Origin of the sequence: Formosa algae (assembly GCF_001439665.1) — a bacterium.
GTDB lineage: Bacteria > Bacteroidota > Bacteroidia > Flavobacteriales > Flavobacteriaceae > Formosa > Formosa algae.
The window spans coordinates 30480-48290 of sequence record NZ_LMAK01000035.1 but is presented as its reverse complement, the minus strand read 5'-3'; the positions used below and the strand labels follow the sequence as shown (position 1 = coordinate 48290).

Sequence of the window (17811 nt, the reverse complement as noted above, 5' to 3'; positions counted from 1 at the left end):
TTCGTAAGTAGGCGAGAACCAGCCATTAATTATACACGTTGTTGGCGGTAGTTATTTTAATTCCTGAAATTCTTTTATTTTACTATTCACACTTTTCAAAGATTCAATATGTCCATTAATTGCATTCATATGTTTTCCCGTTACGTGTTCCATATCGTTAAAAGCAGAAAGAACTTGATTTGCAATTTCGCTAATTTCAATTGCGTTATAATCCTCTGGAATAAACTTTGCCGAAATTCCAATCAAAGGTTTTATAAATCGTTCTACCAATAAATTTCTGTCTTTTAGTCCGTTATTATCTATAATTTCATTGTCGTTAAAGGTTGTTACTCGTAATTGAGTAAATTCCGCCATAAACTTGTCATCTGGATTAAAACTAAATTTTTTAATTCCATTTTCATTAATAATATTTTCAGCTCTTAAATTGCATAGCTCAAAATATTTGGTGTATAATAAATCTCGGTATTTATAAAATTTTTGCTCGTGATAATTATATTTCTCGATATAAGTTCGAACCTCACTTCTTAATGAACTTCTGAAATCATATAAAGAATAAAGATTGGTCATAAGACTATTAATTGTTTTCGTGTTTTCAGTATTCTCAAAACCGTATTTTTTATAAATATCCTTAACACTTATAAACTGTAAAAAATCCACTTGAATGTCTGAATAAAAGGAAAGTCGGAAGTCTTTACTTTCTGTGTATTCTTCCAGACTTTTTATTTGTTTTTCAATCGGTTTTTGAATTGTTTCAAGGTTGTTTTTTAATAATAGATTTTCAGAATTTTCGAGTTCTTTATTTTCTTTTTCTTTATTCTTTTGTTCTCTTTTGAAAACTGATTCCGAAACTAAATATGCACCTACAATACTGGCGATAGTAAGTAAAAGAGTTAACCAATCAAACCAATTCGGTGTAAAGTCAAAAATTGTATTGTGATGTAATAAAATTGTCATTTTCATTTAGTTTCTCTTAATTACCGCCAACTCCTTATATACAAACAAAAGTTACCTGTTTTAGGTTTCAGCCTCGGGTTAAACTAATGTTTGTATGGTGTTTATAAACCTCTAAAATAAGATATTTTAGACATCCTTTATATGATTTTTAGCATAAAAAAACAATTAAGCTTATTCATACTAAAAACTCGTAGTGATTACATCTTGCAACTTAACTTTAAATTTTTCCTACAAAATGTACGAACACCTTCATGAAGTCATATCAGGACTTATTTTATGGCGTCTTACTCTTAAAACGGCTCAAAAAATGAGTAAAAACGGAGTGAAATCACCCCGAATTCGAGGCTTGTTTTGCTAGGGGTTTTGTTCGAGTCTTGTTCGAGTCTTCTCCAGTACCTCTTCACCCCTTGTTTTAGTGTGTTTTTAAAAAATAGACCCATTCCCGAAGAATACCGGAGCAAAACTCGATTAACACCTAAAAAAAAGAGGGTTTTACCACTAAAACAATTATTCTATTCCTACACACAAGCAATCTATTACTTACAAAGTAAGCTTGCAAAACCAGTTAAGTGACGGTGTAAGTTTAATATGGTAGTGATGAATAGTTTTGTAGAGCGGACTGGCTTGTTAATCCAATGCTTTTTTGTTAACCAGATTTTCTATTTGGATTACCTTGTTAATAACATCCCGAAGTTTCATGCTTATCGCCATATTTACTTTGCTCCTGTTAGTGTGACTTCCCACTTTTTGGTGTTATGGCCACAGCGTTCTATAATCGTGTTGAGAAATCATGGTCCGTGTTCATCTCCGTCTCATGCTATAGGTCTTATAAAATCATAGTTTAACTTATTATATAATTTGTCATCAGAATCAGATGTTTTCAGAATTTCTATAAACCTATTCGGGATAACATCTTCTCGTACAAATATAAAGGCAGGAGCAACACCATGCGGTTTGTGAGTCTTAAAAACACCTTTTATAACCCTATGAATACGTCTGTAAGACCTTGTAAATCGCCTGAAATTTTAAGTGTATAAATACAAAAACCGCCTTTAAAGACGGTTTTTAAATAGTTACACTAGGTTGTTTTCAATACCACTTGTAGCAAACAAACAACCTACTTGAAACCACTGTAAATTGAAATGGCTATTTTTTATGTATATTCTAAGCGAGTAAATAAAGCTACTATTCATGCCATATTTACCCAATTAATTAATGAATCCGCAATACATAAATCTTCACAATCATTATAAGCATCCCGACAATGCCACCAACTATGGCACCATTCAATCTAATGTATTGCAAATCTTCTCCTACCTTACTTTCAATTTGTTTTACCAATTCTACATTAGATAGTTTTTGCAAACTTTCGCCTACCAATTCTCCTATTTTATGATGATGTGTATCTATAAGTTGAAGTATAGTCGATTTTAACCATGCATCTGTTTGCTCTATTTTAGACGTATCCTCATTAAAAGCATGCAGCATCATATTTACTTTATCTCTAATCAATAAGGTGTATTCGTTTTCATTTTCAAACAGGGACGTTTTTATCATGTCCTTCAATCGTGTTAAGCTTTGTTTTACAATTCCAGAATCTATTAAACGTTCTAAAAAATGTTCTCCAAACTGATTTACATCGGCTTGCGCTTTTTCATCGCCATTAGTTAAACGGGTGGCATAATCATAAAGTTGCGCATCTAAGGCGATAATAATTTTGTGTTCTTCAGGATCTGCTTTTATATCATCTATAAGTTGTACAAGTTGTTCTTGAATTCCTTCAGCAATGCGTTGTGGTTTAATAGCTCCTAAAATTTGGCCAGCACCAACTAACCATCCTTTTAATTGCGAGCCTTCTTTTTGTTTATTCACAAGGATTTTTACTTCAGCAACCAAAAAGTCTAGGGTAGATTCTGCAGAAATCTTATCCTTTAAGACTTCTAAAAACACATAAAGCATACCGTAATGATCTTTCTGATTTACCGTTTGCTTTAATAAATTCCCTAAAGGTTCTGCTAAATTGTTTCCTTTTACAGCCGGTCTTATAATACCTTCTAAAGTATGAACCACATCTTGATGATCTAACTTTAAAATTAAAGCTTCAAGTTCCGGTTTTAAAGTTTTACGAATGGATTCCTGATTATTGTCTTCTAACAAATATGATACAATTGGTTTTGCTATTGAGACTGCCGAAATTTTATCGCGAATCATATCTTTAGACAACCACTCGTTATTGACCAAATCGACAATACCAGCCGATAATTTCTCTCGACTTTTTACAATAATATTAGTATGTTTTTTAACTATAGGAATAGGAATTTCCTGAAACAAGGCCCGAACAGCAAACCAATCTGCTACTCCACCAACAACAGCGGCTTCAAAACCAGCGAGCAGAATTTCTAACCAGTCTCCATTGTAAATCTTAAAGTATTTCAGAGTCAGGCATCCAGCCATACAAATAACAGCTATAGCCAGCGAACGATTTCCTAATTTATTTTTTTTCATGATCCCTTTAAATTACAAGACAAGGTTATAAAAAATATTGAGAAACCTGATCTTAATTGCATTAATTAGAACCTGTAAAGCGATTTTCTAATCTAGAAAAATTGATAGTGAAGTTTCATTTAAACTTTAAATCTATAAGCATCAAACATAAAAGCGGTTTCAAAACGTTCAAGTCTAGAATCGAATTCGTCTGCAAATACCGCATACTGACAATTTACACTTTCAGATAAACGCAAAATATCGTTATAGGTGTTTTGACGAATTAAAAACTGAGCATCCTCAATACAAATTAATTGCACGTCTGTTAAATGGATACTATTTAAAAAGTATAATTTGTTTAAACGTTTTATGGTTGCAATTAAAATATCTGTGCCCATATAAATTTCGTCGCGTTGTGCATCAATTTTATGCTCATCATAAATACAATACACACGTAAATCTGTAGGTTTGGTAAACACTTCAAACTTTTCTTTTAAAGCTAATGCTTCTGTCTTATCTTTTACTAAAACTATAGCACGAGGCGCATCGCCAACGGCTTCCCCTTTTAATTTCTGAATAACACTTAATACTATCGCGGTAGATTTACCACTTCCTTCTGGTCCTATTCCAAATACATTAGCACCACTTTTTATAGTAGACAACACTTTTTTCTGTAAAGGCGTCGTGGTTTCGTATTCTAAATGATCTAGAGTTTCTTTAAGAACAGGAAGTATTTTTTTAAAAGACATAAAATTTCAGATTATTTTGAAGTTACAAAGAACGTGCTTATACTTTCTCCGACCTAATTTGAAACACATTTTCAATACCAAACTAAATACGCTTCACTTTTTTATTCTGAAGTATCCTCTTATTTTTGCCATATGAATGATGATACATTGCCAAATATTTTACCTCCTGATGATACTCAATTACAACTACAAATTTCTATTGAAGCTGTAAAACAAGAACTTGATACCATTACCAATCAGATTAATGCTTTTGAAGATGTGTTAAGATTACATCTTACGGACTACATTATAGAAACTCAAGAATTAAGCACACTTTATAAACAACAAAAACGGGCAAAAAAAGACAAGCGTTTAGCTCAAAAACAACGCGGCAAGCATTACAAAGCCCCAAAAGGTTTACAGTCCATTACAAAACCTACAGCATCCGTTTCTAATGTAGATGCCGACACAAGAATGCTGAAGAAAAAATTGTATCGCGAAGCCATGCTATATGTGCATCCCGATAAATTTAGCTTGTCACCGTCTGAACAAGTATCTGCTACAGAAATTACAACTCAGCTTATTCAGATCTATAAACACGAAGATTTAGAAGCTTTACAAGCCTTTCATGCTCAAATTTTTTCTAACAGTTTAAATATAAATGTAAATACACAGATAAAAACACCGCCTTCAATTAATAAAACTGAAGCCTTACAGCTTACTTTAAAACAATTAGAAAAGCAACTTGCCACCTTAAAAACAAACGAATTATATACAATTATATCTACATATAAAAATCCGTTACATTTTGTAGACGAACTGATCTTATATTATAAGGACAAAATTGAAAAACTAAAAAAACGTACGCGCACAAAATAACACAAAAAAAATCCCAAGCCATTGACTCGGGATTTTTTGTTAAACAATATATAAGGAACAATGCCTTTTAAAAGTTAATCGTTTTTAGTGCTGAAATCGGCATCTGTGAGTGTTTTCATAAATGCAACTAAATTGGCTTGTTCTTCTGTAGTCAGATTTAAAGAATCAAATGGTAAGGTTTGATACTCTTCTTGAATCCCAATACCTTTACCTCCTCCTCGATTATAAAAATCTACAACCTCTTCTAAAGTATTATACACCCCATTATGCATATAAGGTGCCGTTTTTTCTATATTTCGAACCGTTGGTGTTTTAAAAAAGTGTTCACGCTCTTTGGTATTGAACACATCGTAACGTCCTAAATCGTCACTAATTGTAGCGTTAATAGTATCGTTTTCTGCTGGTGTTCCCAGTAATTCGACTTCAGTATCTGTAAAATTTGGAGGCACAGTACCATTAAATAATGGTGGAAAATGGCAAGTGGCACAAACGGCTTTACCCATAAAGAGATTAAAACCATCCTTTTCTGCTTGCGTTAAAGTATGTTCTACCCCATTAATATTATTATCGAATTTAGAATCGAAACTACTTAACGTTCGCACATAAGATGCAATGGCATGTCTTATATTATATTCAATTCTTTTATTGGTATACAAACTTGTCATTAAAGTCTTGTATTCTGGATGCTTCATCACACGATTCACTAAGGAATCCATTGGTAAATTAAACTCATCATGATTTTCTGCAACACCAACGACTTGACCTTCTAAACTTCCGGCTCTTCCGTCCATAAAAAAAGATTGCTGATATGCCGCATACGTTAACGTTGGTGAATTTCGTTGTTGTCTTTCATCAAAAGTTTTTCGTCCATCTGTAAAAGCTAAATCTGAAATATGACAACTTGCACACGCCATCGTTTTATTTCTAGACAGCAATTTATCGTTAAATAATTCCTTCCCTAACTGAGCTTTGGCATTAAGATTTATTGTATCGTTTTTATAATCTGTAAAAAAAGATACGTTTAATGTCTTTGCTCCAAAAAGAGATTCAGCAGTATTGGCTATAGCCATCTCAAAAGGAAAGGTGACTTGCCAATCGTTTTGAGTTTTTATCAATAATTTTAACTGCTGATCGGTATGATTTTGAATAAAATTAAACCGATCAAAACTATCGAAATCGTGATTAAGAACTTCTATAGCCGTTTCAAAAGACGCCTTTAAGTCGTTATAAACGGTTTCTGAAGAAAACTCATCTTTAAATAGATCTACTAAAGTGAGTAAGGTTTTATACGTATACTGACTTTCGGTTAAAGATTGGCCCAAAACAGGAGAATCGAAACCGGTAATTCCCGTAGTTGCAATTCTTACCACTTGATTTCTGAGTAACCAAATAATGTGATAATCTTTTAATTCTATAGCCGTGTTAGCTTGTATTAAACTTAAGCGGCTTCTTGTTATATTAATGGTTTGGTGTAATAGTATAGTATCTAATGGTTCTTCATGTAACAATTCTTCTATAACCTGAAAACCAAAAGGATTTCTAATTTTTATATCTGTTGCATCTTCTTCTAGAACTTGAAGAATATTAGGCGCATTAAGTGACTTATAATTGTTCTGGTCTACAAAAGCCAAAACAGGTTCTATCGTTTTAAAATGTTGTCTTGCCTTTTTATAGGCTTCAATTTTATCTGATGTTGCATTTAAAACAGACATAGAATCTAGAGCTTGAATACTCTGTTCTATCTCCGATTTGTATAATTCTTGAATCTGTTCATTTGTCGATAACTGCTGATTTACAGTTTTAGGTTGCTCTTTACAGCCTGTTAGCATGAAAAGCAAAAGACATATACCCAAAGTATATGTCTTAGCTTTCATAAATAATATGTTATTCATGTAAATATATTTAGCTTATCTATCTAATCCTGTTATTTTAAATAATACAGAACCTTCGTTAGTTGCAGTAGCACCTTCTAGTACAGAATTTGCTTTTGGATCTGTAAAGTAAGTACCGTCTGGAGCGTTCCAACCATGGTTTTGAGTCATTACCATAAATGTATTTTCACCATTATTTACAACCTCTGTAACATCAATCATACCTGTGATTTCCCACATAGAAGACGCTGTTCCATACCCTAAAGATTCTGCGTAATCTTGATCACATTCTAAAACAGTTTTTAATTCTCCTGTAGAAAGATTGTATTGGTATAATTTTGCATAACCCGTAATTGCTGAATTTAAAGCAGCATAACCGTTAGGATCTTCTTGAATATACGCGTAGTTTTCTGTTACTAAAATATTATCTGGTGAGTGGAAACCATCTGCTTTACCACCAACAATATCTCCATCTAAAACACAAGTGATTGTAGCCGGACCTGTAGGGTCTGTTTCATTTAAAACCACTTTATACACACGACCTAAAAGACTTCCTTTTCCAACTAAATCATCACTATAACGTCCAGTTACACAAAAGTAAATTTCTCTTTGGTTAGCTGCAGAACCTCTTCTCCAGTCAATATCTTCTAATCTTGAGAAGCCCATAACACCTTTAGCTTTTGCTTCGGCATCTAATAAATCGATTTGAGTTTCTTCTAATTCAACAAATTCTGCTTCGTATTCTGTACCTTCAGCCATATCTGCTTCAAAATCGATACCCGTACTTGTAACTTTTAAACCGTATAATTTTCCATCGTCAAAATTTCCACGACTACCAACATACATTCCTAACTGACCGGAAGGCACTGAATTGTCTGAATGATCGTCTCCGATAAAAACTACTGTTTGACTAGCATATGCATCTTTACCAATTGGCACCGCATTTTCTGTAGACCATTGTCCTAAATTAGGTAACATGATTGCAGTATCGGCATCGTCTGCAGATTTGTAAGGATTTGTAGCAAATACACCTTTTGAAGATCCACCCCATTCTCCTCCTGAAAGGTATAACGGACCAAAACCATGCTCTTCTTGAGTAATTAATGTTCCTGAACATTGTGCTGTAAATGCAGTTGCGAAAGCATTCACAATATAATCACCATGCATAGGTTGTAAATCTGAGTTTAATTTTATGCGAGCGATAGAATAATCTCCTTCAATATTGTTTATTAAAGTAAAGCTACCATCGCTTTCTGCAAGTAAACCAGCACCATCGGCAAGAGAACCGTACACGAAATCTGGAGTACTTTCTAACACATCTTCTGAAGATAAAATAGGAGTAACATCGATAGATGAAAATGCACTTTCTACTTTTAATACGTTTGGTGTTTTAGATGCCGTTAAAGGAATAAGTTCATCCAGAGTTAAGTCTTCTCCATCTTCACCATCTTCTCCGTCCGCACCATCTACTCCGTCTACACCATCTTTTCCATCTTCTACATCACAGCTCACTACTAATGTACTTGTTGCTGTTAACACAAATGATAATAGAAAAATTCTAATAATTTTGTTCATAATTTTCAGTTTAAGTTGATTTTTAGTTGAAAACCAAATTTATTATTAGCTTGTTGAAAGTCTGTTAAGTAAGTAATGTACTACAGTTAAGTAATTGCTACCCTAAGGTTACCTATATTAACAGCGTATTAATAAGAAGATGCAAAATAAGCTGTTATGTTAATTTGAAATTAAGAACACGACCTAATAAAACCCGTATACCTCTAAAATTCAAACTATTAACATGTTAACATTTGAAATTAAATTGATGATATAAGTTGAAATAATACGATAAAACAAAGTGTTTAAATGTAATATTAAGAGACGTTTTTGATTGTTTGCAGTATGAACGATAGAAATAGAAAAGCCTCAAATCGGGTAGACTTGAGGCTTTTAAATATATTTAGAGATGTAAGTATTACATATTTCTGCGATATTGTCCGCCCACTTCAAATAAGGCTTCTGTAATTTCGCCTAAAGAACAGACTTTACATACATCCATTAAGGCTTCAAAAATATTCTCGTTATGAATGGCTTTATGCTGAAGGTCTTTTAACATGGCCTCGGTGTCGTTTCCTTTATGAAGATTTTCGAGGGTTTTAATTTGAAATTGTTTCTCTTCCTCCGTTGCACGAATCACTTCTTTAGGAATGACTGTTGGAGACCCTTTTGAACTTAAAAATGTATTCACCCCAATAATTGGAAATTTCCCATTATGCTTCAAGGTTTCGTAATACAAACTTTCCTCCTGAATTTTTGAACGCTGATACATGGTTTCCATGGCTCCTAAAACACCACCACGTTCTGTAATTCTGTCGAATTCTAACAACACTGCTTCTTCAACTAAATCGGTTAATTCTTCAATAATAAAAGAACCTTGTATTGGATTTTCGTTTTTAGCCAAGCCTAATTCCTTATTAATAATAAGCTGAATAGCCATCGCACGACGCACAGATTCTTCTGTTGGTGTTGTAATGGCTTCATCATATGCGTTTGTATGTAACGAATTACAATTATCGTAAATGGCATACAATGCTTGAAGACTGGTACGAATATCATTAAAATCTATTTCTTGAGCATGTAAACTACGTCCAGAGGTTTGGATATGATATTTCAGCATTTGCGCTCTCGCATTTGCACCGTATTTTAACTTCAATGCTTTTGCCCAAATTTTACGTGCTACACGTCCGATAACCGAATATTCTGGATCGATTCCATTAGAAAAGAAGAAGGATAAATTCGGACCAAATTTATTAATATCCATACCACGACTTAAATAATACTCGACATAGGTGAACCCGTTAGACAAGGTTAACGCCAATTGCGTAATAGGATTAGCTCCTGCTTCTGCAATATGATATCCAGAAATAGACACCGAATAGAAGTTACGTACATTATTCTCTATAAAGTATTCTTGCACATCGCCCATTAAACGCAAGGCAAATTCTGTAGAAAAAATACAAGTGTTTTGTGCTTGGTCTTCTTTTAGAATATCGGCCTGAACGGTTCCACGAACTTGAGCAATGGTTTTTGTTTTTATTTCCAAATATACATCGGCAGGCAACACTTCATCTCCTGTAACGCCTAAAAGGAATAAACCTAATCCATTATTACCTTCAGGAAGTTCGCCATTATAAGTCGGACGTTGCACTCCTTTTTCTTTATAAATAGAGGTAATTTTAGCTTCTACAGCTTCAACTAAATCATGCTCCTTTATATACAACTCACATTGCTGATCGATTGCTGCATTCATAAAAAAACCAAGAAGCATAGGCGCAGGACCATTAATAGTCATACTTACAGACGTCATTACATCTGCTAGATTGAAACCAGAATACAGTTTCTTAGCATCGTCTAAACAACAAATACTTACACCTGCATTTCCTATTTTCCCATAAATATCTGGTCTTAAACCAGGATCGTTTCCGTAAAGGGTTACACTATCGAACGCTGTAGATAATCGTTTGGCTGGCAAACCAGCACTTACATAATGGAATCTACGATTTGTTCGTTCTGGTCCGCCTTCACCAGCAAACATTCTCGCAGGATCTTCACCGGTACGCTTAAACGGATATAAACCTGAAGTATATGGGAATTCTCCCGGCACATTTTCTTGTAAACACCAACGTAAAATATCGCCCCAAGCTTGATACTTTGGTAAGGCTATTTTTGGAATTTGCAAATGCGAAAGCGACTCGGTATGTGTGTCTATTTTTATTTCTTTATCTCTAACTTTAAACGCATATACCGGATTTTTGTACTTGTCTACTTTAGCATCCCAACCTGTAATGATTTCCCAATTATAAGGATCTAAATTTAATTTTATGCGATCAAATTCAGCTGTCAAAAGCTTTATAAAATCTTGGTTACCATTTTCTGTTGAATTAAGAATTTCATCGGAGTTTAATCCGTGTTTATCAAGTAAAGACATCTCGACTTCGCTCGATGTGACATTTAATACAGAACAAATTGTTTTATAAATACCATAAAGGGTTTGTGCTACACCTACCTGATCATTTGCTGTTTTATCATATGCACGATTACGCTCTGCAATCTCTGAAAGATAACGCGTTCTTGATGGTGGAATTACAAAAATCTTTTCACTCATTTCTTTTGAAATGGTAAAACTAGATTTTAAATCGGAATCTCGTTTTTCAACTAAACCATCCATAACCGCTTTATACAAAGTGTTCATTCCTGGATCGTTAAATTGAGAAGCGATGGTTCCAAAAACAGGCATGGTATCTGGATCTGCGTGCCACATATTATGGTTACGCATATATTGTTTTTTTACATCGCGAATGGCATCTAAAGCGCCACGCTTATCGAATTTATTAATCGCTACTAAATCGGCAAAATCTAACATATCAATTTTTTCTAACTGAGTAGCAGCTCCAAATTCAGGTGTCATAACATATAAAGACAAGTCGCTATGTTCAATAATCTCGGTATCAGATTGTCCAATTCCTGAAGTCTCTAGGATAATTAAGTCGTATGCAGCTGCTTTTAAAACATCTACCGCTTCATTTACATGCTTTGATAAGGCTAAATTTGATTGTCTAGTTGCCAAACTGCGCATGTACACGCGAGAATTATTTATGGCATTCATTCGGATTCTATCACCTAAAAGCGCTCCTCCAGTTTTACGTTTAGAAGGATCTACAGAAATTAAACCAATGGTTTTTTCTGGAAAATCGATAAGAAAACGTCGTACCAACTCATCTACCAAAGACGATTTACCCGCGCCTCCTGTTCCTGTAATTCCGAGCACAGCAGTTTCTTTTTCAGACTTTTCTACGGCAGAAAAATGCTCTTCGAATGTATCGTGATCGTTTTCAGCAAACGAGATCAATCTCGCAATGGTAGTTACATCTTTATTTTTTAAAGAACTTGCTATTTCTTTTCCTTTAGGAAGGATTAAAGCTGGACTTTTAAAATCTGATTGCTCAACCAAGTCGTTAATCATACCTTGTAAGCCCAATTCGCGCCCATCGTCTGGCGAATAGATTCGGGTAATACCATAATCCATTAATTCTTTGATTTCTGACGGTAAGATCACACCACCTCCACCTCCGAAGATTTTTATATGTCCAGCACCTCTTTCTTGCAATAGATCGAACATATATTTAAAATATTCGTTATGTCCGCCTTGATATGAGGTTAAACAAATGGCATTAGCATCTTCTTGAATTGCTGTATTTACAACCTCATCCACACTACGGTCATGACCAAGATGAATAACTTCTACACCTGTGGCCTGAATGATACGTCTCATGATATTTATGGAGGCATCGTGACCATCAAAAAGTGATGCTGCTGTGACTATACGGACTTTATATTTTGGTTTGTAAGGATCTATTTGCTTCATTATCAATAAAAACTGTTTAATTGTGATGCAATTTACGGAATATTCAAAAAAAACTAAGATTTAAGTTAATTTATCTAAAATGTTTTCAAGAGGTGCATACCTACATAATTCTCAGTATTTTTACGCACTTTTAGAACCTATTTAAATGAATAAAATCACCCTTTTAATGCACTGCAAAGACCAATCTGGGATTATTGCTGCTGTATCTAATTTTATCGCCGAGCTTGGTGGAAACATTGTATATATTGACCAACATGTAGATCGCGAACAGAATATCTTTTTTATGCGATTGGAGTCTGAGTTTGACAACGACATACTGGACCTAGAACATTTAAAAGATACTTTTAAAAACGGGTTGGTTAAACAGTTTGTTATGAAATGGCGAATTTACACGTCTGAAGTTCAACCAAAAATGGCACTATTTGTATCTAAATACGACCACTGTCTTTACGATATTTTAGGTCGCTATAAGTCGGGTGAATTAAATGTTGAAATTCCATTTATACTAAGCAATCATTTAGATTTAAAACCGATAGCCGATAGTTTTGATATTCCATTTTATCATGTTCCTGTTACAAAAGACACCAAACCTGAAGCAGAAGCAAAACAATTAGAGTTATTAAAAAAGCATAAGATTAATTTTATAGTGCTGGCCCGTTATATGCAGATAATCTCTCCAAAACTGATAAACGAGTATCCTAATAAAATTATTAATATTCACCATTCGTTTTTACCGGCTTTCGTTGGCGCTAAACCTTATCATTCTGCTTACAAACGCGGAGTTAAAATTATTGGAGCAACAAGTCATTATGTGACTGAAGATTTAGATGCAGGACCAATTATAGAACAAGATGTAACGAGAGTGACTCATAACCATGCCATAGAAGATCTGATTGCTAAAGGACGAGATTTAGAAAAAATAGTTTTAGCGACTGCTATTAAGCACCACATTAATAGAAAAGTAATGGTATATAATAATAAGACGCTTATTTTTTACTAAAACCTTCATGATTTAAGATTTAATACAGACTTTACCCAACAGCTAACAATCAAATAACACATTAATTTACTAACATGTAAAACACATGTCTTATAAAAACACCCCTTACTTTAATCGAATAGATACAAATTAACATGCATTTTTAAAATTATACGTCTAAATTTGTTGCTCAAAATATTATAATACAATGAAACACATTATTATCACTGCATGCTTACTACTTTCTTTAAGTACATCTGCACAAACATTAAGTGAACTTGCTAATTCTGTTAAAAACTCTATTACAAAAAGTAGTAGTGATAGCAGTTCTAGCGACTCATCAACTTCGTCTACACTTTCAACATTACTTTCAGATACAGATATTGCATCAGGTTTAAGAGAAGCCTTAAATTTAGGTATCGAAGAACAAGTAGAGAAATTAACACAAACAGACGGATTTTATAAAAACGACTTAGTAAAAATTGTAATGCCTAGCGAATTACAAAAAGTAGACACCGCTTTACGTAGTGTTGGATTAGGAAGTTTAGCAGATGAAGGTATTAAAGCCTTAAACCGTGCTGCAGAAGATGCGGTTAAAGAAGCTACTCCTATTTTTGTAGACGCCGTTAAAGATATTACTTTTGATGATGCCAAAACCATCCTATTAGGAGAAGATACTGCTGCAACAACATATTTAACTGCTAAAACAGAAACTTCGCTTTACGATAAATTTAGCCCTGTAATTAACGAATCCTTTAGTAAAGTAGGTGCAGACAAGATTTGGAGTACAATAATTTCTAAATATAATAGTATGCCATTTGTATCTCAAGTTAATCCAGATTTAACCGATTACGTTACTAATGAAGCATTAGAAGGTGTGTACACGATGATTGCTGTAGAAGAAAAAGAAATCAGAAATTCTACTGCTGCGAGATCTACAGATCTTTTACAATCTGTATTTAAATTACAAGATTAAGCACAATTATATAATTTACAGTTAACACCGAAATAACACGATATACCCATATAAACTATACTTTTAAGCATATATTCATATATATTAAGTTTAGTTAGTTTGTAAAAATTTAAGCAACTCTTTTTAGGGTTGCTTTTTTTTATGAAAATTTTATAGTATTTCACTTTCATCTTTCATTTTTTTTAATGTATATTTAAAATACTAATACTCAATAAGATGAACAGATATAACACCATAAAACAAAATCAACAAAGGCTTAGAAAACGCTATAAGCAACTTATAGAACAAGCTTATAATTTTAGACAAACAGATTCTGAAATCAGTGATATTTCTGATTTTCAAGCCATTAAAATATTAAACAAATTAAATCGCTTGAAATACCTACAGCGTGGAGAACCCAACTTGCCCTTACAATAAAACATTATCATTTTATTAACTATATCAGGGTAATATTTGGCATGATTTTTCCTTTATACTATAAAAATATCTAATATCATGAAAAATCAATTTAGCAAAGTAGGTCACGTAAAACCAAATATCAAAAAATTCTTAAAAATTGAAGAATTACAAAACTTATATAAATCTTTTATAGAAGAAGCATATAATGTTATGCAAACAGATTCTAGTTTAAGCGATTATTTATATTTTGAAGCTTTTAAAGTAAAAAAACAAATGATACGTGTAGAAGCTAACAATTCAAAACTCCATTCAGGTCTTTAAAATAATTGAAAGCCTGTATCAATCTTGATCCATACCAAGAAAACATTTCTCCATCAACCAAAATTATTTTTGATTTTGGGAAATAGGATTGTACTTCGTTTATATGGTTTTGATTGAATGGGTAAGGTTCGCTAGATAGAAACACGAAATCGGGAGTATTTTCAATAGCATCTACATTAATTTCTGGATAACGAGATGTATGTAAATACACATTATCTAGTTTATTTAATGTAAGCATGTAATTGATAAATGTATTGTTTGCAGCCACCATCCACGGTGATTTCCAAATAAAGTAAGCCACAGTTTTCAAGGATTTTAAAGCTATAAATTCTTCAAACTCAGCCTTACTTTTTTTTATGTCCTTAATTATGCATTCTGATGCTTCTATAGTTTGGAATATATCTCCATACATTTCAATTAACTCCAGACTATCATTTAAAGTATAAATATCCGAACAGTGAACTGGTGCAATGCGTTCAAGCTCCGCCATCATATCTTTTGCATTCTCCTCTTTATTACACAAAATAATATCGGGTTGTAATGCTTTTATTCTGTCATAATGCACTTGTTTGGTCCCTCCAACACTGGTTTTAGATTCTAACAAATGATTAGGATGTACACAAAATTTAGTAATACCAACTATAGCTGCTTCTAAGCCTAAGTCGCATAACAATTCTGTTTGACTAGGTACTAGAGATACAATACGTTTTGGTATCCCTTGAAGTTTAATAACACGCTGTAATTGATCTTTAATTATAGACACCCGTTTATTGTGCGTTTAAAATAGATGCCATGTCTTGTTGCAGTGTTTTTGCTTTTACAGCAGCAGCTTCGGCAAAATCTTTGCCTTGAGAAGCGTAAATAATTCCGCGAGACGAATTTATTAATAAGCCAACATTCTGCGTCATACCATATTTACACACCTCTTGTAAACTTCCGCCTTGAGCCCCAACACCTGGGACTAATAAAAAGCTTTCTGGAATAATTTTTCTGATGTCGGTTAAGTATTCTGCTTTAGTTGCACCTACAACATACATAAGGTTTTCTGAATTCTCCCATGTTTTAGAAGTTTCAAGTACTTGTTTATAAACTTCCTTTCCATCTACTAATTTAGTCTGAAAATCGAAAGCACCTTGATTAGATGTTAAGGCTAATACAATGGTATGCTTATCTTTAAACGCTAAAAAAGGCTCTACAGAATCTTTACCCATATACGGTGCGACAGTGACACTATCGAACGCTAAATCTTCAAAAAAAGCTTTGGCATACATGGTGCTTGTATTCCCAATATCTCCACGTTTTGCATCGGCAATTGTAAAGATTTCCGGATAATTTTCATTTAAATAATTAATGGTTTTTTCTAAAGCCTTCCATCCTTTTAAACCATAAGCCTCATAAAAAGCGGTGTTTGGTTTGTAGGCTACACATAAGTGATGCGTTGCATCTATAATGGCTTTATTAAACTCGAAAATTGGATCTTCTGTATCTAATAAATGTGGTGGAATTTTACTTAAATCGACATCAAGGCCAATTGCTAAGAATGATTTTTTTATTTTAATCTGCTCAATTAATTGTTCGGTAGTCACTGTAATTTACTTTTGTAGATTTAAACTTAACTTTAAAAATGTACAATAAAAAAGCCTCTAAACGAGGCTAATTATTTTTAAATGACATCGTCATTAGCTTTTAACTTTTCAGTATTTTCTGCTAATTGTAACTCATCTATTATTTTCTGAATATCACCATTTACTATATTAGATAGATCATAAAGTGTTAACCCAATTCTGTGATCGGTTACACGACCTTGAGAATAGTTGTAAGTTCTAATTTTGGCACTTCTATCTCCAGAAGTTACCATAGATCCTCGTTTTGCAGCATCGGCTTCATTTTTCTTCGCCAATTCCATTTCGTATAAACGGGAACGTAACACTTTAAATGCCTTTTCTTTATTTTTATGTTGTGATTTCTGATCTTGACATTGCGCCACTAAACCTGTTGGAATATGCGTTAAACGTACAGCCGAATAGGTTGTGTTTACCGATTGTCCTCCTGGTCCTGATGAACAGAAAAAATCTACTCTTACTTCTTTCGGGTTGATTTCAACATCAAATTCTTCAGCTTCAGGAAATACCATTACTGTAGCAGCACTAGTATGCACACGCCCTTGTGTTTCTGTTTGTGGCACACGTTGTACACGGTGAACTCCGGCCTCAAACTTTAATGTACCGTAAACATCTTCTCCGGAAACTTCAAACTGAATTTCTTTAAATCCGCCATTGGTTCCTTCGCTATAATCTACAGTATCTACTTTCCATCCTCTACCTTCACAATATTTGCTGTACATTCTAAACAAATCACCTGCAAAAATACTAGCTTCATCTCCACCTGTACCCGCACGTAATTCAACTACAGCATTTTTAGTATCTTCTGGATCTTTAGGAATTAACATCACTTTAATTTCCTCTTCCAGTTCTGGTATGCGTGTTTTAGCTTCATCTAATTGCATTTTGGCCATGTCTACCATTTCGGCATCACTTCCATCTGCAATAATTTCGTCAGCTTCTTTTATATTTTCAGTAAGTTCTATATACTCTTCACGCTTATCGACAAGAGCTTTAAGATCTTTGTATTCTTTATTTAATTGTACGTAACGTTTTTGATCTGTAATAATATCTGGTTGAATGATTAAATCACTAACCTCATCAAAACGTTGTTTTACTATTTGTAACTTGTCTAACATCTACCTTATTAAATTGTGGTGCAAAAATACGTAAAATTATGAATACTCCATATCAATA

At 33.4% G+C, this 17811-nt stretch carries 15 protein-coding genes; 5 read left to right on the top strand and 10 right to left on the bottom strand.

The window, feature by feature from the left end; all coding sequences use genetic code 11:
* Window positions 1-51 precede the first annotated feature (51 nt).
* The 4 genes from AST99_RS10240 to AST99_RS10230 form a co-directional block, all read right to left on the bottom strand.
* Complete coding sequence (locus tag AST99_RS10240) at window positions 52-954, bottom strand: hypothetical protein (RefSeq protein ID WP_232301611.1); 903 nt, start codon at window positions 952-954, stop codon at window positions 52-54.
* Between the two features lie 812 nt (window positions 955-1766).
* The gene (locus tag AST99_RS19005; RefSeq protein WP_420865357.1) at window positions 1767-1934 is read right to left on the bottom strand and encodes a DUF3050 domain-containing protein; all 168 of its coding nucleotides are present in this window, start codon (window positions 1932-1934) and stop codon (window positions 1767-1769) included.
* Between the two features lie 232 nt (window positions 1935-2166).
* Complete coding sequence (locus tag AST99_RS10235; protein WP_057781743.1) at window positions 2167-3459, bottom strand: DUF445 domain-containing protein; 1293 nt, start codon at window positions 3457-3459, stop codon at window positions 2167-2169.
* A gap of 119 nt (window positions 3460-3578) precedes the next feature.
* Window positions 3579-4187 carry a DEAD/DEAH box helicase gene (locus AST99_RS10230; protein WP_057781742.1) on the bottom strand — a complete coding sequence of 203 codons (609 nt, stop codon included), beginning with the start codon at window positions 4185-4187 and terminating at the stop codon, window positions 3579-3581.
* Window positions 4188-4319: 132 nt separating this feature from the next.
* Between AST99_RS10230 and AST99_RS10225 the strand changes: the two genes are divergently transcribed.
* Window positions 4320-5045, top strand: a complete 726-nt coding sequence (locus tag AST99_RS10225) for a hypothetical protein (RefSeq protein ID WP_057781741.1) — start codon at window positions 4320-4322, stop codon at window positions 5043-5045.
* Between the two features lie 74 nt (window positions 5046-5119).
* Here AST99_RS10225 and AST99_RS10220 read toward each other — a convergent pair whose 3' ends face one another.
* The 3 genes from AST99_RS10220 to AST99_RS10210 form a co-directional block, all read right to left on the bottom strand.
* Entirely contained in the window at window positions 5120-6937 is a 1818-nt protein-coding gene (locus AST99_RS10220) for a cytochrome-c peroxidase (RefSeq protein WP_069727836.1), read from the bottom strand.
* Window positions 6938-6952: 15 nt separating this feature from the next.
* Window positions 6953-8491: a PhoX family protein gene (locus tag AST99_RS10215; protein ID WP_057781739.1), complete on the bottom strand. Its 1539-nt coding sequence runs from the start codon at window positions 8489-8491 to the stop codon at window positions 6953-6955.
* 397 nt (window positions 8492-8888) lie between these two features.
* Complete coding sequence (locus AST99_RS10210) at window positions 8889-12338, bottom strand: methylmalonyl-CoA mutase family protein (RefSeq protein ID WP_057781738.1); 3450 nt, start codon at window positions 12336-12338, stop codon at window positions 8889-8891.
* 145 nt (window positions 12339-12483) lie between these two features.
* Here AST99_RS10210 and purU point away from each other — a divergent pair, with 145 nt between their 5' ends.
* The 4 genes from purU to AST99_RS10190 all read left to right on the top strand — a co-directional run bounded on the left by purU (window position 12484) and on the right by AST99_RS10190 (window position 15013).
* Window positions 12484-13338, top strand: a complete 855-nt coding sequence (gene purU, locus AST99_RS10205) for a formyltetrahydrofolate deformylase (RefSeq protein WP_057781737.1) — start codon at window positions 12484-12486, stop codon at window positions 13336-13338.
* 187 nt (window positions 13339-13525) lie between these two features.
* A complete protein-coding gene (locus tag AST99_RS10200) occupies window positions 13526-14293 on the top strand; it encodes a DUF4197 domain-containing protein (protein WP_057781736.1) in 768 nt (255 codons plus the stop codon).
* 216 nt (window positions 14294-14509) lie between these two features.
* Window positions 14510-14710, top strand: coding sequence for a Lacal_2735 family protein (locus AST99_RS10195; protein WP_057781735.1), 201 nt, complete (start codon window positions 14510-14512; stop codon window positions 14708-14710).
* 78 nt (window positions 14711-14788) lie between these two features.
* Window positions 14789-15013 (top strand): Lacal_2735 family protein, encoded by a 225-nt coding sequence (locus AST99_RS10190; RefSeq protein WP_057781734.1) that lies wholly within the window; start codon window positions 14789-14791, stop codon window positions 15011-15013.
* Here the strand turns inward: AST99_RS10190 and AST99_RS10185 are convergent.
* The 3 genes from AST99_RS10185 to prfA all read right to left on the bottom strand — a co-directional run bounded on the left by AST99_RS10185 (window position 14982) and on the right by prfA (window position 17753).
* Window positions 14982-15776: an ABC transporter substrate-binding protein gene (locus AST99_RS10185; protein WP_232301610.1), complete on the bottom strand. Its 795-nt coding sequence runs from the start codon at window positions 15774-15776 to the stop codon at window positions 14982-14984. The genes AST99_RS10190 and AST99_RS10185 overlap by 32 nt on opposite strands.
* Before the next feature lie 4 nt (window positions 15777-15780).
* Window positions 15781-16599 carry an orotidine-5'-phosphate decarboxylase gene (pyrF, locus tag AST99_RS10180; RefSeq protein WP_057781733.1) on the bottom strand — a complete coding sequence of 273 codons (819 nt, stop codon included), beginning with the start codon at window positions 16597-16599 and terminating at the stop codon, window positions 15781-15783.
* A gap of 77 nt (window positions 16600-16676) precedes the next feature.
* Entirely contained in the window at window positions 16677-17753 is a 1077-nt protein-coding gene (prfA, locus tag AST99_RS10175) for a peptide chain release factor 1 (RefSeq protein WP_057781732.1), read from the bottom strand.
* Window positions 17754-17811: the final 58 nt, after the last annotated feature.

What these genes read in the sequence shown, in the direction of transcription:
- AST99_RS10240 (WP_232301611.1), bottom strand. Translation starts at nt 954, where the DNA reads ATGACAATTTTATTACATCACAATACAATTTTTGACTTTACACCGAAT.
- AST99_RS10235 (WP_057781743.1), bottom strand. Translation starts at nt 3,459, where the DNA reads ATGAAAAAAAATAAATTAGGAAATCGTTCGCTGGCTATAGCTGTTATT.
- AST99_RS10225 (WP_057781741.1), top strand. Translation starts at nt 4,320, where the DNA reads ATGAATGATGATACATTGCCAAATATTTTACCTCCTGATGATACTCAA.
- AST99_RS10215 (WP_057781739.1), bottom strand. Translation starts at nt 8,491, where the DNA reads ATGAACAAAATTATTAGAATTTTTCTATTATCATTTGTGTTAACAGCA.
- AST99_RS10190 (WP_057781734.1), top strand. Translation starts at nt 14,789, where the DNA reads ATGAAAAATCAATTTAGCAAAGTAGGTCACGTAAAACCAAATATCAAA.
- AST99_RS10195 (WP_057781735.1), top strand. Translation starts at nt 14,510, where the DNA reads ATGAACAGATATAACACCATAAAACAAAATCAACAAAGGCTTAGAAAA.
- prfA (WP_057781732.1), bottom strand. Translation starts at nt 17,753, where the DNA reads ATGTTAGACAAGTTACAAATAGTAAAACAACGTTTTGATGAGGTTAGT.
- AST99_RS10230 (WP_057781742.1), bottom strand. Translation starts at nt 4,187, where the DNA reads ATGTCTTTTAAAAAAATACTTCCTGTTCTTAAAGAAACTCTAGATCAT.
- AST99_RS10220 (WP_069727836.1), bottom strand. Translation starts at nt 6,937, where the DNA reads ATGAATAACATATTATTTATGAAAGCTAAGACATATACTTTGGGTATA.
- AST99_RS10210 (WP_057781738.1), bottom strand. Translation starts at nt 12,338, where the DNA reads ATGAAGCAAATAGATCCTTACAAACCAAAATATAAAGTCCGTATAGTC.
- purU (WP_057781737.1), top strand. Translation starts at nt 12,484, where the DNA reads ATGAATAAAATCACCCTTTTAATGCACTGCAAAGACCAATCTGGGATT.
- AST99_RS10200 (WP_057781736.1), top strand. Translation starts at nt 13,526, where the DNA reads ATGAAACACATTATTATCACTGCATGCTTACTACTTTCTTTAAGTACA.